Origin of the sequence: Tenacibaculum profundi, from assembly GCF_052050075.1 — a bacterium.
GTDB lineage: Bacteria > Bacteroidota > Bacteroidia > Flavobacteriales > Flavobacteriaceae > Polaribacter.
In genome coordinates this window covers 1,591,919-1,607,095 of sequence record NZ_CP197225.1, presented here as the reverse complement: position 1 = coordinate 1,607,095, position 15,177 = coordinate 1,591,919, and the positions used below count along the sequence as shown (strand labels likewise).

Annotated in this window: 13 protein-coding genes; 8 read left to right on the top strand and 5 right to left on the bottom strand. The window is 32.6% G+C overall.

Annotated features, from left to right (window positions below):
• Complete coding sequence (locus ACSIGE_RS06535; RefSeq protein WP_440881964.1) at positions 1 to 2,406, bottom strand: 3-hydroxyacyl-CoA dehydrogenase NAD-binding domain-containing protein; 2,406 nt, start codon at positions 2,404 to 2,406, stop codon at positions 1 to 3.
• Positions 2,407 to 2,419: 13 nt separating this feature from the next.
• Positions 2,420 to 2,878: a MarR family winged helix-turn-helix transcriptional regulator gene (locus ACSIGE_RS06530; RefSeq protein ID WP_440881963.1), complete on the bottom strand. Its 459-nt coding sequence runs from the start codon at positions 2,876 to 2,878 to the stop codon at positions 2,420 to 2,422.
• A gap of 275 nt (positions 2,879 to 3,153) precedes the next feature.
• Between ACSIGE_RS06530 and ACSIGE_RS06525 the strand changes: the two genes are divergently transcribed.
• The 4 genes from ACSIGE_RS06525 (at position 3,154) to ACSIGE_RS06510 (ending at position 7,739) form a co-directional block, all read left to right on the top strand.
• A complete protein-coding gene (locus ACSIGE_RS06525) occupies positions 3,154 to 4,083 on the top strand; it encodes an ABC transporter ATP-binding protein (protein WP_440881962.1) in 930 nt (309 codons plus the stop codon).
• Positions 4,084 to 4,087: 4 nt separating this feature from the next.
• Entirely contained in the window at positions 4,088 to 5,410 is a 1,323-nt protein-coding gene (locus ACSIGE_RS06520) for an ABC transporter permease (protein ID WP_440881961.1), read from the top strand.
• Between the two features lie 86 nt (positions 5,411 to 5,496).
• Positions 5,497 to 6,318: a mechanosensitive ion channel family protein gene (locus tag ACSIGE_RS06515; RefSeq protein WP_440881960.1), complete on the top strand. Its 822-nt coding sequence runs from the start codon at positions 5,497 to 5,499 to the stop codon at positions 6,316 to 6,318.
• 257 nt (positions 6,319 to 6,575) lie between these two features.
• Positions 6,576 to 7,739 carry a sigma-54-dependent transcriptional regulator gene (locus tag ACSIGE_RS06510; RefSeq protein ID WP_440881959.1) on the top strand — a complete coding sequence of 388 codons (1,164 nt, stop codon included), beginning with the start codon at positions 6,576 to 6,578 and terminating at the stop codon, positions 7,737 to 7,739.
• Positions 7,740 to 7,785: 46 nt separating this feature from the next.
• Here the strand turns inward: ACSIGE_RS06510 and katG are convergent, their stop codons facing one another.
• The gene (katG, locus tag ACSIGE_RS06505; protein WP_440881958.1) at positions 7,786 to 10,005 is read right to left on the bottom strand and encodes a catalase/peroxidase HPI; all 2,220 of its coding nucleotides are present in this window, start codon (positions 10,003 to 10,005) and stop codon (positions 7,786 to 7,788) included.
• Between the two features lie 280 nt (positions 10,006 to 10,285).
• Between katG and ACSIGE_RS06500 the strand changes: the two genes are divergently transcribed.
• The 3 genes from ACSIGE_RS06500 (at position 10,286) to ACSIGE_RS06490 (ending at position 11,616) form a co-directional block, all read left to right on the top strand.
• A complete protein-coding gene (locus tag ACSIGE_RS06500) occupies positions 10,286 to 10,927 on the top strand; it encodes a peroxiredoxin (RefSeq protein ID WP_440881957.1) in 642 nt (213 codons plus the stop codon).
• A gap of 114 nt (positions 10,928 to 11,041) precedes the next feature.
• Positions 11,042 to 11,350, top strand: coding sequence for a thioredoxin family protein (locus ACSIGE_RS06495; RefSeq protein WP_440881956.1), 309 nt, complete (start codon positions 11,042 to 11,044; stop codon positions 11,348 to 11,350).
• An 8-nt stretch (positions 11,351 to 11,358) separates the two neighbouring features.
• Positions 11,359 to 11,616, top strand: a complete 258-nt coding sequence (locus ACSIGE_RS06490; protein ID WP_440881955.1) for a DUF6952 family protein — start codon at positions 11,359 to 11,361, stop codon at positions 11,614 to 11,616.
• A 25-nt stretch (positions 11,617 to 11,641) separates the two neighbouring features.
• Here the strand turns inward: ACSIGE_RS06490 and ACSIGE_RS06485 are convergent, their stop codons facing one another.
• Both ACSIGE_RS06485 and ACSIGE_RS06480 read right to left on the bottom strand, forming a co-directional pair.
• Complete coding sequence (locus ACSIGE_RS06485; protein ID WP_440881954.1) at positions 11,642 to 12,976, bottom strand: hypothetical protein; 1,335 nt, start codon at positions 12,974 to 12,976, stop codon at positions 11,642 to 11,644.
• 74 nt (positions 12,977 to 13,050) lie between these two features.
• A complete protein-coding gene (locus ACSIGE_RS06480; RefSeq protein ID WP_440881953.1) occupies positions 13,051 to 14,364 on the bottom strand; it encodes a hypothetical protein in 1,314 nt (437 codons plus the stop codon).
• 114 nt (positions 14,365 to 14,478) lie between these two features.
• Here ACSIGE_RS06480 and ACSIGE_RS06475 point away from each other — a divergent pair, with 114 nt between their 5' ends.
• The gene (locus ACSIGE_RS06475) at positions 14,479 to 15,123 is read left to right on the top strand and encodes a hypothetical protein (protein WP_440881952.1); all 645 of its coding nucleotides are present in this window, start codon (positions 14,479 to 14,481) and stop codon (positions 15,121 to 15,123) included.
• The last annotated feature ends 54 nt before the right edge of the window (positions 15,124 to 15,177 follow it).

The window sequence follows — 15,177 nt, the reverse complement described above, 5'->3', positions numbered from 1 at the left end:
TTAGTTTCTTAATGGTTTACCTGTTTTTAACATGTGTTGAATGCGCTCTAACGTTTTACGCTCTGTAGTTAAACTTAAGAAAGCTTCTCTTTCGAGATCTAATAAGTATTGTTCAGAAACTTTCGCAGGTTCTGATAAATCTCCTCCAGCCATTACATAGGCTAGTTTATTGGCAATTTTTTGATCGTGCTCAGAAATGTATTTTGAGGCATTCATTGAGTCTGTACCCACAAGGAACATTCCAAGAGCTTGTTTTCCAAGTACTAAAACATCTTTTCGCTTTACAGGTTGTGTATATCCTGATTCGGCTAATAATAACGCGTGCTTCTTTGCTTCAGCAATTTGTCGGTCTTTGTTAACTACAACAACATCCTTTCCTTTTTGAAGTAAATTAAAATCATATGCTTCATAAGCAGAGGTAGCTACCTTTGCCATTCCTATAGTTAAGAAGTGCTCTTGTAACACGTTCAACTGAACATCACCTTGATGGAATAAATCTTGAGCTCTTAAAGCCATTTCTTTTGATCCACCTCCACCAGGAATAACACCAACACCAAATTCAACAAGTCCGATATAAGTTTCAGCAGCAGCTACTACTTTATCAGCATGAAGGGATAACTCACAACCCCCTCCTAATGTCATACCGTGTGGAGCTGCAATAGTAGGAATAGAAGAATAACGCATACGCATCATGGTATCTTGGAAATACTTGATAGCCATATTTAATTCATCGTATTCTTGCTCTACAGCCATCATGAAAATCATTCCAATATTTGCTCCAACAGAGAAATTAGCATCTTGATTACCTACAACGAGTCCTTGAAAATCTTTTTCAGCTAAATCAATAGCTTTATTTAATCCAGCTAAAACATCAGCACCAATAGTATTCATTTTGGATTGGAATTCACAGTTTAAAATTCCATTACCTAAATCTTCTATTACAACACCAGAATTTTTGAAAACTTCTTTAGTCTTTCTAATGTTATCAAGGATAATGAATGAATCTTGACCAGGTTTTTTTACTTGTTCTTTTTTGGTGACATCATAATAGTATGTAGCACCGTTTTTAACTGAATAAAAAGAAGTTTCTCCTTTACTAACCATGTCAGATACCCAAGAAGCAGGCTCTTTTCCTTCAGCTTTCATTAGCTCAATACCTTTTTCAACTCCTACAGCATCCCAAATTTCGAAAGGTCCATTTTCCCATCCAAATCCTGCTTTCATAGCGTCATCAATACGGTATAATTCATCCGAAATTTCTGGAATTCTATTTTGCACATAAGCAAACATTGCTGCAAAATTTTTACGATAGAATTCACCTGCCTTATCTTTACCTCCAACTAAAACCTTGAAACGATCTATAGGCTTGTCAATATTTTTTGTCAATTCTAAAGTCGCAAATTTGGCTCTTTTTTTCGAACGATATTCCATCGTTTCTAAGTCAAGAGATAAAATTTCTTTTTTACCTTCTGCGTTAACTGATTTTTTATAAAAACCTTGTTTAGTTTTACTCCCCAACCATTTATTTTTCATCATGATTTTTATAAACTCAGGAAGTTTAAAAAGATCATGGGCTTCATCTTCAGGACAATTTTCATGAATGCCATTTGCTACATGAACCAGAGTGTCTAACCCAACAACATCAACAGTTCTAAAAGTAGCGGATTTTGGACGGCCAATAACTGGGCCTGTCAATTTATCTACTTCTTCAATTGTTAACCCGAGTTCTTTTACTTGATGAAATAAAGATTGAATTCCGAAAATTCCAATTCTATTTCCTATGAAGGCAGGTGTATCTTTCGCAAGAACAGATGTTTTGCCTAAAAATTTAGAACCATAATCCATCAAGAAATCTACTACTTCTTGTTTACAATCTGGTCCAGGTACAACCTCAAATAGCTTCAAATACCTAGGAGGGTTAAAGAAGTGGGTTACAGCAAAATGTTTGCGAAAATCTTCACTTCTTCCTTCGTTCATAAATTTAATAGGTATTCCCGAAGTATTCGTTGAGACAATAGTGCCAGGTGTACGATATTTTTCAACTTTTTCAAATACACTTTGTTTAATATCTAACCTTTCTACAACGACTTCCATAATCCAATCAACATCTTTGATTTTATGGAGATCATCTTCTAGGTTACCCGTTACTATACGGTCAGCAAATTTTTTACTGTATATAGGAGATGGCTTTGATTTTAAGGAAGTAGATAAAGCATCGTTTACAATTCGATTTCTAACTATTTTGTCTTCTAGAGTTAATCCTTTTGCCTTTTCTTTGTCGTTTAGTTCTCTCGGTACTATATCGAGTAATAAAACTTCTACGCCAATATTGGCAAAATGACAAGCAATTCCAGATCCCATAATTCCAGACCCAATAATTGCAACTTTCTTAATTCTTTTTGTCATTTGGTTTGTCATTTTATACAGCTTCGTTATTTACATTATTATACACTAACTTTTCTGTTATGAGTTTGTTTATAGTTTTTGTTACTTTGAAAAAACTGTCCAGTTCTTTTTCTGTTATAAATTCTCGTACTTTATTATTAAATTGATATACATGCCCTTTAGAAACTTTACGCATTTCCTTACCAAAATCAGTAAGCTTAATAATCACGCTTCTACCATCGTTAGGGTTTTTTATTCTGCACACCAAGCCTTTGTCTTCCATTGTTTTAAGTAGTCTAGAAAGACTTGTTGGTTCCATTCCCATTAAAGGGCCTAAAGAAGTCGAGGGAGTTCCTTCAGTAAAATCAATATTAAGTAAAGCAAAGGCGGTAGCCATAGTGGTATTATGTTTCGCGGCTTGCTCATTATACATCTTAGCAACTGCTTGCCAAGTTGCCCTTAATTGATGATCTATCGATTTGTTTTTATTCATACAAATTCAAAGATATAAAAAATATACTATGCACGCATAGTATATTGAAAAAAATTATGCACGCATAGTATTTTAAATAATAAAAATTATAAATGATGGTTGAATTTAGTAGATAGCTATTTTTAAAACTTAAAAAGGACTCCTGGAAAATGGATACATAAAATTGCTGTCTAACATTTTTAAATTTTGTCGATATTGTAACATTTCGAATAAAAAGACTACCTATTAAATGGCTTAATAGCTATTTTGAGTTTTAGGTAAAAATATATAAGTTGATGAGTAATTTTTTAGAAATTAGTAATTTATTTAAGTATTATGATGGTTATACTGCATTAAATAATATTTCCATTAATATCCCTAGGGGGAGTGTTTTTGGGTTATTGGGACCAAATGGTGCAGGGAAAACTTCTTTAATTAGGATCATAAACCAAATAACAATGCCAGATAGTGGTTCAGTTATACTAGACGGAGAACCTCTAGCTCCACATCACGTTGAGAAAATAGGTTATTTACCAGAGGAAAGAGGCCTGTATAAAAGTATGAAGGTCGGGGAACAAGCTTTATATTTGGCACAGTTAAAGGGGTTGTCTAAGTCTGAAGCTAAGAGTAGATTAAAATATTGGTTTGATAAATTTGATATTGGAGCTTGGTGGGGAAAGAAAATAGAAGAACTATCTAAAGGAATGGCACAAAAAGTGCAATTTATTGTTACTGTTTTGCATCGTCCAAAACTATTGATATTTGACGAACCTTTTTCAGGTTTTGATCCGATTAATGCCCAAATAATAGCAAAAGAGATTTTGCAATTAAGAGATGAAGGCGCCACCATTATTTTTTCAACGCATAGAATGGAGAGCGTAGAGGAAATGTGTGATCATATAGCATTAATTAATAAATCAAATAAAGTGCTTGATGGTAAGCTAGTTGATATAAAAAAACAATTTAGAACAAATACATTTCAAGTAGGGGTTAACACAAATAGCTCCGTTGAATTGGAAAGCTTATTAAGAGAAAAATTCAAAGTAAGTCCTGCTGATTTTACTACTGTAAATGAAGGGTTAAAGCTAAATGTAAAACTTAAGAAAGGAGATTCTCCTAATGATCTACTATCATTTTTAATTAATAGAGGAGAGGTACATCATTTTGTAGAATTAATTCCAAGTGCCAACGACATATTTATTGAGGCCGTAAACAAAAATAGCTAGTTAAATGAAAAAATTAAGATTAATAATTAAACGCGAGTTTATCGCTAAAGTGCGAAATAGATCTTTTATTGTCATGACTTTTTTAAGTCCCTTAATTATGATAGGTATGGGCTTTTTAATATTCTTTTTAATGAAAAAGAATGATGAAAAAGTAAAAAAAATTGTTTTTGTAGATGAGTCAGGTCTTTTTAAAGAGAATGTTTTTATCAATACAGAAACCATAAAATACCAAGACTTTACTAAGTTAGGTTTGAGCGATTCTAAAGAAAAGGTGAAGAATGGTGATTTTTACGGAGTATTACACATTCCAAAATTAGATAGTTTGGAAGTATTAGCTAATTCCGTTGAGTTTTTTTCAAAAGACACACCAAGTATGACTATTATCTCTTCACTAGAAGGAAAAATAGAACGTAAAATTAGAAATGAAAAATTAACGAAATTTGGAATTGATCTTGAAAAAATTAAGGCATCTAGAATTTCTTCGGATATCAAAATGTTTGACTTTTCAGGAGAGAAATCATCAAAGCTAAAGAATGGACTTAAAATAGGAATAGGGGCAGTTGCAGGGTATCTTTTAATGATGTTTGTAATGATTTATGGAACCTCTGTAATGAGAAGTGTTATTGAGGAAAAAACAAGTAGGATTATCGAGGTAATTGTTTCTTCTGTAAAACCTTTTCAGTTGATGATGGGAAAAATCATAGGAAATGCTTCGGCAGGATTACTTCAATTTATCATTTGGGGAATACTGTTTTTGATATTGAGTACGGTTCTTTCTGTTGTGTTTGGAATGAATTTTATAGAAATGCAATCGACTAAAGTATCACCCGAGCAAATAAAAGTGATGACAGAAGCTACTGTAGGTAAGGGAGAAATAATCCTTCAAGAATTTTTTAGGTTACCTCTATTAAAGTTATTTTTATTATTCATATTCTATTTCTTAGGAGGATATGCTTTGTATAGTTCGTTGTTTGCGGCAGTTGGAGCAGCAGTTGATAATGAAACGGATACGCAGCAATTTATGATGCCAATTATGCTTCCATTAATTTTAGCAGTATATGTTGGTTTCGCTACAGTAATAGAGAATCCGCATGGACCAATTTCAATAATATTTTCTTATATACCTTTAACTTCACCAATTGTTATGTTAATGCGTGTACCTTTTGGTGTAGCTTGGTGGGAAATCGTATTGTCCATGTTATTACTAGTGCTAACTTTTTTATTTGTTGTTTGGTTAGCTGCTAAAATATATAGGGTAGGTATCTTATCTTACGGAAAGAAACCTTCGTATAAAGATTTATGGAAATGGATTCGGTATAGCGGATAATTTTAACTCCGAAATATAAATAAATATATAAAGCAGTTCTGTTTTTCATAGAACTGCTTTATTTTTGATGCTTAAATAATTTTGTCGTGGAGAAACTCAATAAAATACTGGATTATACTTTTAACATTAGTAATGACATTAGTATAAACATTAGAGCAATATTAATTTTAATAATTGTTTTAATAATTGCTTCAATATTATTCAATTTTTTTAAAAAAATAGTAACAAAAAGATTACAGAGTGATGATGTAAATAAGTTCGATACAGTTTTTTCTTTTGCAAGTTGGTTAATGTATATCATTATTTTTTTGATAACATTAAGTTCTTCAGGAGTAAATGTAACAGCAATATTTGCAGCATCTGCGGCATTGTTAATTGGTGTTGGTTTGGCTTTACAAACATTTTTCCAGGATATTATATCTGGAATTTTCATTATTATTGATCAAAGTGTTCATGTAGGTGATGTCATTGAATTAGATGGAAAGGTAGGCAGAGTAGAGGAGATAAAATTAAGAACGACAAGAGCGGTTACGATTGATAATAGAGTTCTTATTATACCGAATCATAAATACTTAACTAATAGTCTTTTTAATTGGACGCAAAATGGAACCATAACGAGAGAGAGTATTACTATAGGGGTGGCATATGAAAGTGATGTAAGTTTAGTGAAGAAACTTTTATTACAAGCAGCTATTGAGCACCCAAAAGTACTTAAAAAGCCAGAGCCTTCTGTCATTTTTGAAGATTTTGGGGATAGTGCTTTGCTGTTTAGGCTTGTATTTTCTATTAATGATAGTTTTCAAGCTGTAATTCCAAAAAGTGAGATACGTTTTAAAATTAATAAACTTTTTAAAGAACACAAGATTTCAATACCTTTTCCACAAAGAGATATACGTGTTATAAATTAAAAAATAACTTAATTTAACTGAAAGCTACTTTATTAATAGGCTTGAAATAAAATAATAAAAAGTTTATAATTAGATAATTCACGGAATTTCCAAATTAAACAAATACTTGTGTATTTTTATAAAAAAATAAGTTAATCTTTTGAAGGTTAACTTATATAAAAAGAGTTTGTCTAATTTTTGATTTTGGCATGGACTATGATTAAATAATTTAGATGTTTCAATTTAAATACATAAATTAAAAATATATTGATTATAATATGAGTAAAATTCTAATAATAGAGGATGAATCTGCCATTAGGAGGGTTTTAAAAAAAATTATATCGGAAGAAAATGATAGCTATAATGTTGAGGAAGCAGAGGACGGTTTACAAGGAATAGAAAAGATAAAAAGTAAGGATTATGATTTGATATTATGCGATATTAAAATGCCAAAGCTAGATGGTGTAGAGGTTTTGGAAAAAGTAAAAAAAATAAAACCAGAAATACCTATAGTTATGATTTCTGGGCATGGTGATTTGGATACAGCTGTAAATACAATGAGGCTAGGAGCTTTTGATTATATTTCGAAACCTCCCGATTTAAATAGACTATTAAATACGGTTAGAAATGCCCTTGACAAAAAAGAGTTAGTAGTAGAAAATAAGCGGTTGAAGAAAAAGGTAAGTAAGAGTTATGAAATGATCGGTGAAAGTAATGAGATAACTCATATTAAAGAAATAATAGAAAAAGTTGCAGCTACGGATGCTAGGGTTTTAATTACAGGACCCAATGGGTCAGGAAAAGAACTCGTAGCTCATTGGTTACATGAGAAATCGAATAGATCAAAAGCTCCCTTGATAGAGGTAAATTGTGCTGCAATTCCATCTGAGTTAATAGAAAGTGAATTGTTTGGTCATGTAAAAGGAAGTTTTACAGGAGCTAATAAGGATAGAGCAGGAAGGTTTGAAGCAGCCAATGGAGGAACAATATTTCTAGATGAAATTGGTGATATGAGCCTTTCTGCTCAAGCAAAGGTATTGCGTGCACTTCAAGAAAATAAGATATCGAGAGTAGGATCAGATAAAGATATAAAAGTTAATGTTAGAGTGGTAGCAGCTACCAATAAAGATCTTAAAAAAGAAATATCAGAGGGGAATTTTAGAGAAGATCTTTACCACAGATTGGCCGTGATTTTGATTAAAGTGCCTGCCTTAAACGATCGTCGAACTGATATACCTTTGTTAATTAAATTTTTTGCTGACAAAATAAGTAAAGAACAAGGAGTTCCTGTAAAAGAATTTTCAGAAGATGCTATAAAGTTACTGAAAGAGTATGATTGGACAGGTAATATTCGAGAGCTAAGAAATGTAATTGAAAGATTGATTATTCTTGGAGAGAAATCTGTGTCAGAAAATGATGTCAAATTATTCGCTAGTAAATAAAAAAAGTTAGAGGTTACATAACCTCTAACTTTTTTAATAAAAAATATTATAAATCAAAACGATCTAAATTCATTACTTTTTCCCATGCTTTAGAAAAGTTGTCAAGAAATTGTTCTTCACCATCATTTGATCCATATACTTCTGATATGGCACGTAGCTCTGAATTTGATCCAAAAATTAAATCCACTCTAGTAGCAGTCCATTTTATAGAGCCTGATTCAATGTCTTTTCCTTCAAAAATATCGCGATCATCTGTAATTGGTTTCCAGTCAATATTAGGATCTAAAAGATTTTTAAAAAAATCATTAGTTAAAAATTCATTTAGTTCTGTAAATACACCATGTTTTGATTGATCAAAGTTTGTATTCAAAACACGCATTCCCCCAATTAAAGCAGTCATTTCTGGTATGGTTAATTTTAATTGTTGTGCTTTATCTATTAATAATTCTTCAGCAGAAATATTGCGGTTTAATTTTTTGTAATTTCTGAAACCATCTGCAGATGGTTCTAAAACAGCTATTGATTCAATATCTGTTTGTTTCTGAAGGGCATCATTTCTTCCAGGTTTAAATGAAATAGAAATAGTGTGTCCCGCATTTTTTGCAGCCTTCTCGATTGCAATGGATCCAGCAAGAACAATTAAGTCAGCAATTGAAACTTTCTTGCCTTCTGATTGTTTTTCGTTAAACTTTTGTTGAATTTTTTCTAAAGTATTGAGGACTTTAGATAATTGAGGGGGATTATTTACTTCCCAATATTTCTGTGGAGTTAATCGAATTCGAGCTCCATTAGCCCCACCTCTTTTATCAGAACCTCTAAAAGTAGAAGCGCTGGCCCATGCAGTTGATACTAGCTCAGAGATAGATAGGTCACTCTCTAGAATTTGAGTTTTAAGTGTTTCAATGTCTTTGTTGTTAATTAATTTGAAATCAATCCTAGGTATTGGGTCTTGCCAGATTAAATCTTCGGCTGGTACTTCAGAACCTAGATAAAAAGGTTTTGGACCAAGGTCTCTATGTGTTAATTTAAACCAAGCTTTAGCAAATGCATCAGCGAATTTATTAGGATTTTCATAAAACATTCTAGAAATAGGAGCATATATTGGATCGAATTTTAATGCCATATCTGCAGTTGTCATCATGAGGTCTTGACTTTCAGATGCATTATGAGCTTGCGGCGCTTTTGGGGCTTTAGAGTTTTTAGCTGGTTTCCATTGATAAGCTCCCGCAGGACTTTTCGTTAACTCCCATTCATAACCAAATAAAACATTAAAGTAATCATTATCCCATTGAACGGGGTTTGGAGTCCAAGCGCCTTCAATACCGCTTGTTATTGTATCATTACCTTTACCAGTACCGAAGTTATTTTGCCAACCTAGGCCAAGTTCTTCAATAGGTGCACCCTCTGGCTCTCTACCAACATACTTATCTGGATCAGCTGCTCCGTGGGCTTTTCCAAACGTGTGCCCTCCAGCTACCAGTGCAACGGTTTCTTCATCGTTCATAGCCATTCTTCCAAAGGTCTCCCGTATATCCTTTCCCGAGGCAATTGGGTCGGGTTTTCCATTAGGCCCTTCAGGGTTTACATAAATTAACCCCATTTGAACTGCTCCAAGTGGGTTTTCAAGCTCTCTGTTTCCAGTATATCTTTGATCATCAAGCCATTTTGTTTCTTTTCCCCAGTAAATATCCTCTTCAGGTTCCCAAATATCTTCTCGACCTCCGGCAAATCCAAACGTTTTAAATCCCATAGTTTCAAGTGCCCTATTACCAGTATAAATCATTAAGTCTGCCCAAGAGAGCTTTCTACCATATTTCTGTTTTATCGGCCACAGTAGTCTTCTTGCTTTATCAAGATTACCGTTGTCAGGCCAACTATTTAAAGGAGCGAATCGAAGTGTTCCAGAGCTTGCACCTCCCCTTCCATCATGAATTCTATAGGTACCAGCACTATGCCATGCCATCCTTATAAAAAAAGGCCCATAATGACCATAATCGGCTGGCCACCAACTTTGAGAGTTGGTCATTAATAAATCAATATCTTTAGCAAGTTCTTTTAGATTTAGCTTTTGAAATTCTTTGGCATAATTGAAATCAATGTCCATAGGGCTTGATAAATAGCTATGCTGTCTTAAAATATTTAGTTTCAATTGGTTCGGCCACCAGTCTCTATTCGATGTTCCATGACCAGCTCCATGATTAAATGGTCCAAGTGAAAAGGGACATTTTCCTTTTCCATTAACTGAATGCGAAGTAGAATTTTCCATTTATATGTAATATTTAATAAGGTTAGAATTATTTAAAGTAAATAGCTTTATATTTTTTCGTACTTGGAATTAGTTTTGGTTTTTAAATTTAAATAATTGTTAAACAGTGACTTAATAAATTTCATAAAAAATAACAATTAAATACATGTTATTTTATCAATAAATTCTATAGTGCAATAGGAAAATATTTTTGATTTTACATAGCTAGAACTAATAAACAGAATAAATTTGTGAACTGTTAGACAAATTGTATTAATATTAATTTAAAAAAAATAAATAGATGGCAACATTAGTAGGTAAAAAATTTCCAAATTTAAACGTTGATGCAATGAACGAGATGGGAGACACGTTCAAATTAAATGTTTTAGAAGAGGCTGTAAAGAATAAGAAAAAAGTTGTGTTATTTTGGTATCCAAAAGATTTTACTTTCGTGTGTCCAACAGAACTACATGCTTTTCAAGCTGCTTTACCAGAATTTGAAAAAAGGAATACCATTGTAATTGGAGCCTCTTGTGATACTCCTGAGGTACACTTTGCATGGTTGAATCAGTCTAAGGATAATGGAGGGATCGAAGGTGTAACATATCCGTTATTAGCAGATAGTAATCGTAATTTATCTTCTATTCTAGGGATTTTAGATATAGCTAAAGAAACTTATGATGAAGAAACTGGAACAGTGCAAGTAGAAGGAGATAATGTTACTTACAGAGCTACTTATATTATAGATGAAGAAGGAACTGTTGTTCATGAGGGAGTTAATCATATGCCAATTGGTAGAAACGTAAACGAATATTTACGCTTAATTGATGCATATACTCATGTTCAAGAAAAAGGAGAGGTATGTCCAGCAAATTGGGAAGAAGGAAAGCAAGCGATGCAACCTAACGCAAAATCTACAGCAGAATACTTAGCTGTAAATTAAAAAAAATAGTTCGTGTTGGCTAAACAAACTGTTGGCACGAACTTTCTTTTCTAGCAGGTGCTTTTCCAAGTATTTGTAAAGAGTTCTACTCTAATAAAAAATAATAATAAAATTATGGTACAAGAATTAAATCAAGACAATTTGGATCAGATTGTTTCTGATAATGAAAAAGTAGTGGTTCAATTTTCTGCAGGATGGTGTGGAAATTGCAGAATAATGAAACCAAAATTCAAAAAACTTTCTTCAGAAAATGAAGGTGTGGCTTTTGTAGTTGCAGATGCAGAGAAATTTCCCGAAAGCAGAAAGTTGGCTAACGTTGATAATTTACCAACTTTTGCAACTTTTATAGGTGGAGAGCTAGTGAATCAAGTTCAAACTAATAAATTCGATGTTTTAAAAGATTTCGTAAATGAAGTAATTTAAGTTAAAAGATGAAATTACCTGTAATTAAACATTTAACCTCTTTTATTGAAGAGAATGATCAAGATTATGTTCTTGAAGCTATTGATACACTTGAAGCCTTAACAGAAGTTCCTTCTTTAAAAGATGAAGAGCTAGATGTAATTGGTGAGTTAATATCAAATATGTATGGGGCTGTTGAGGTTTCAAAAATGATCAAGGATGGAACATCTAAGAAGGAAGCTCTTAATAACTTTATGCAACGAGTTTTAGGTTCTATAGATAAATAAACAACCGACCAAAATCGGTTGTTTTTTAATTATCTATCCGGTGTGTAATTTTTCTATTGGTAATAATTGTAGTTAAGGCAAGACCTAAAGTAAATCTTTTGTTATTAGATATTGAAGAAACTCCATTAAAACTGTATATATTACTTCCCAGGTTTACAGCTCCTGAAATAGGTATTTCATCATTAAAATTACCATCATTATCCGTATCTACTATAAGACGGAGGTTTTCATTAGAAACAGCTGTTATTCCGGTTAAGTCGAATCTCATATCGATATTTCCTACATCTATGGGGCCACCAGAAGTATTTGTTTCACTAACCCTCCACGTTCTTAAGAGTCTGTTTTTTATAATGCTTGGAGCATTTAACCCAGTATTCATTTGTAAGGCTCCGTTGTCATGCCCCCAAATAAAAAATTCATTGTCATCTAAGTTTGTTGGATTTAATACCCTTATGATTCCAGTTCCTTGAGAATCGTTGTGTAGATTTGAGGAATTTACTCTTCCTATACCAGCAACATCATGGTCATAGTTTCCGTTGCCTGTATTGTCTTCGTTATAGAGGTCGTTTTGTGATAAAATGAAATCGTATTTAGCAGCTAAATAGTTTTGAATAATTATAATTTGTGCATCATTTATTAGTTGGTCAAACATTATGATTTCAGCAATATTCCCATTAAAGTAATAGTTGGGAGTATTTGATTCATTTCGCCCTGCACCAATTCTAAAAGGGCGCGAGTTGTTTATAGTCATTGTTTGGGAGGACGTAGTATAATTGTTATTGTTAATCGATAAGTTTTTTTCACTTGTATTTCCATTATATCTAAGCATTTGTGAAGACCAATTTCCAGCGGTATTAATATTTCCTTCGACAGTTTGCCAAGGAAAAGTATCTCTTCCTGTCCAGAAAGACCAATTATTAGTATTTGGTCGAGAATACAGTATAAACCCTCTTGTCGCTGTTCCTGAAGGGTCGTCTCTATTTGAAAGAACAGCTTTGTAAGTTCCAGAACTTGCTACTCTTACAACCGAAAAAATAGTAAAAGAGTTGGGACTTAAACGACTTTGATAGGCAAGTTCAAAATAATTACTCGAATTGTTAAAGCTAAAAGAAGGGTAGTTGTTAACTGAGTTTGTATTAAAGACAGCACCATTACCAGTATTAAAATTATGTCCATAGCCAGAAGCATCATTCCAATTATTTGTGGTTGTTCCATTAGTTAAGTTTACGTTATTGGCGTCTAACCATAAAACCAAATTAGAGTTTCCAATGTTATTTCCAATACCACCAGGCCCAGTCTGAGCAATTAAGGATGGAGAAAAAAATGTTAAAAAAAGAATTAAATATTTTGTTGTATTCATTTTATTCGATTTTAATATACTTCTTCGAAGCAATCATAAAAGGGGAAGTTTCTTTATTAAAATATGAAGGCGTTTTAATTTATCACCCTATGTGTAATTCTTTTATTTGTTATAATAGTGATTAAAGCCAATCCTAAAGTAAATCGTGTATTATTAGATATTGAGGAAATATTGTTAAATGCATAAATATTATTTCCCAAATTAACTGCACCAGAAATTGGTGGATCATCATTAAAGTTTCCATTATTATTAGTGTCTATTAAAAGGCGTAAATTATTGGTAGAAATATTTGATAATCCGGTTAAGTCAAATCTCATTTCAATATTTCCAACATCTACGTCTCCCCCTGAAGTATTTGACTCACTTACTCTCCATACTCTAGTGAGTCTATTTTTAATTGAGCTAGGAGTATCTATATTTGTATTCATTTGAAGTGGCTGATTATCGTGTCCCCAAAAAAGAAATTCATTATCATCTAGATTCGTTGGATTTAAGATTCTAACAATCCCAGTTCCTTGAGAGTCATTATGTTGATTTGATGAGTTTATTCTTCCAATTCCAGCAACTTCATGATCATAATTACCAGCCCCTGGTTCATCTTCATTATAAATATCCATTGAAATGCCAATACTTCCATATTTTGCAGATAAGTAATTTTCAATAATAATTTTTTGAGCAGTATTTATTTGTGAATTAAAAAAAATGATTTCGTAGAAATTACCACTTGCTTCATCTGTGCCATTAGAATTTCGTCCAATTCGAGCTACTGGAATCCCTGTTGTGGCAGAGCCGATATTGATCGTATGTGAGTTATTGTTAGAGCGAACTTCTAAATTTGAAGATGTTGAGGATTTATGGAAAGAAATAATAGCGTTTATACCAAAAGGACTAGGTATATTAGTAACATAATCTGCAATTCCATACCTCGTAAATCCTATTCGGTTTCTATTAAAGTGTTGTTCGACTCTTAAAGATGCTGATGAGTGGTCAAATAAAGAATTTGCATTTCCATCATTTACAGTATTAACTACAAAAAATACGCTTGCATTTCTGAAAATGCCTGATAAAGAACTATTCATAAATTGTGCTGTACTTAGGCTAGCATTAAAATTTACAGCATCAAATGCACCGATATCACTAAATGTAGGTCTATTGTTTCCTGATTGTGTGAAATGATTTGAGTTTCCACTAAAGTCCGCCCAAGTCGATACGCTACTACCGTTTGGTGGATTATTGGTTAAATCGTTGTCTGCATTTATGTCGTTTCCTCTAAGCCAAATATCTAGTGAAGATGTGCCATTTCTAAGCCCAACCCCACCAGGTCCAGTTTGAGCGAATGTGAATTGTAAAAGAAACAATGAAAGGGAAAGAAGGTGTTTTTTTTTCATTTAATAGACAAAATTCAAAAATTAAGTTTTAAAAATATACTTTTTTTTGTTTAAAAAAAGAAAAAATGTAATTTTATATTCTGTTTTACAGTGTTTTATGTTTTAAATAAAATTATGAGATTAAAATTATTGTTTGCAATTTTATTGCTAGGTTTACATATGTCCTTTGCTCAAATAGACGCTAGGGCTCTAACGGTTTTACCCACTGCTACTATGAGTGAAATGAATTCAACAACAGGGGTTAGTATAGGATCAATTTTATATAATACAACCGATCAGAAGTTGTATAGATATACGAGTACAGGTTGGCAAGTAAATGCAGATGATCAGAATGCTTCAGAAGTTAGTGTTATCACTCCAGTAGATATGGATAATGTTACAGGTGATCCCGGAGCAGGCAGTGAATCAACAATAGAAGAAGTGGTACAAGCAATTGCTCCTATTACTTCGAGAGCTGCTCGAGTCTTTTATCCACCATCAATTGCCATAGATGCTAGTACGAATGGAACCTTTGCGTTGGACTTATACAATGAATATACGGCTCAATTTGCTTCTCCAGTTGCTAGAAGTACAGGAGCTCCAAACGCAATACCTACCTATGCAGCAACAGATTTATATTACTACGTAACTCTTGCTGATTCAAGTGTATTTGACACAGGAACCATGTCTATTGATGGAAATGGTGTGTTGACTTATACAATCATAGGACAACCCACTGATTTAAATGCTTTGATAAACGTTGTGTTTGTTGTAAAGTAATTTAGTGTACCTATCTAAAAATAAAATGAGTCTCTATTTTTAAAGGCTTATTTT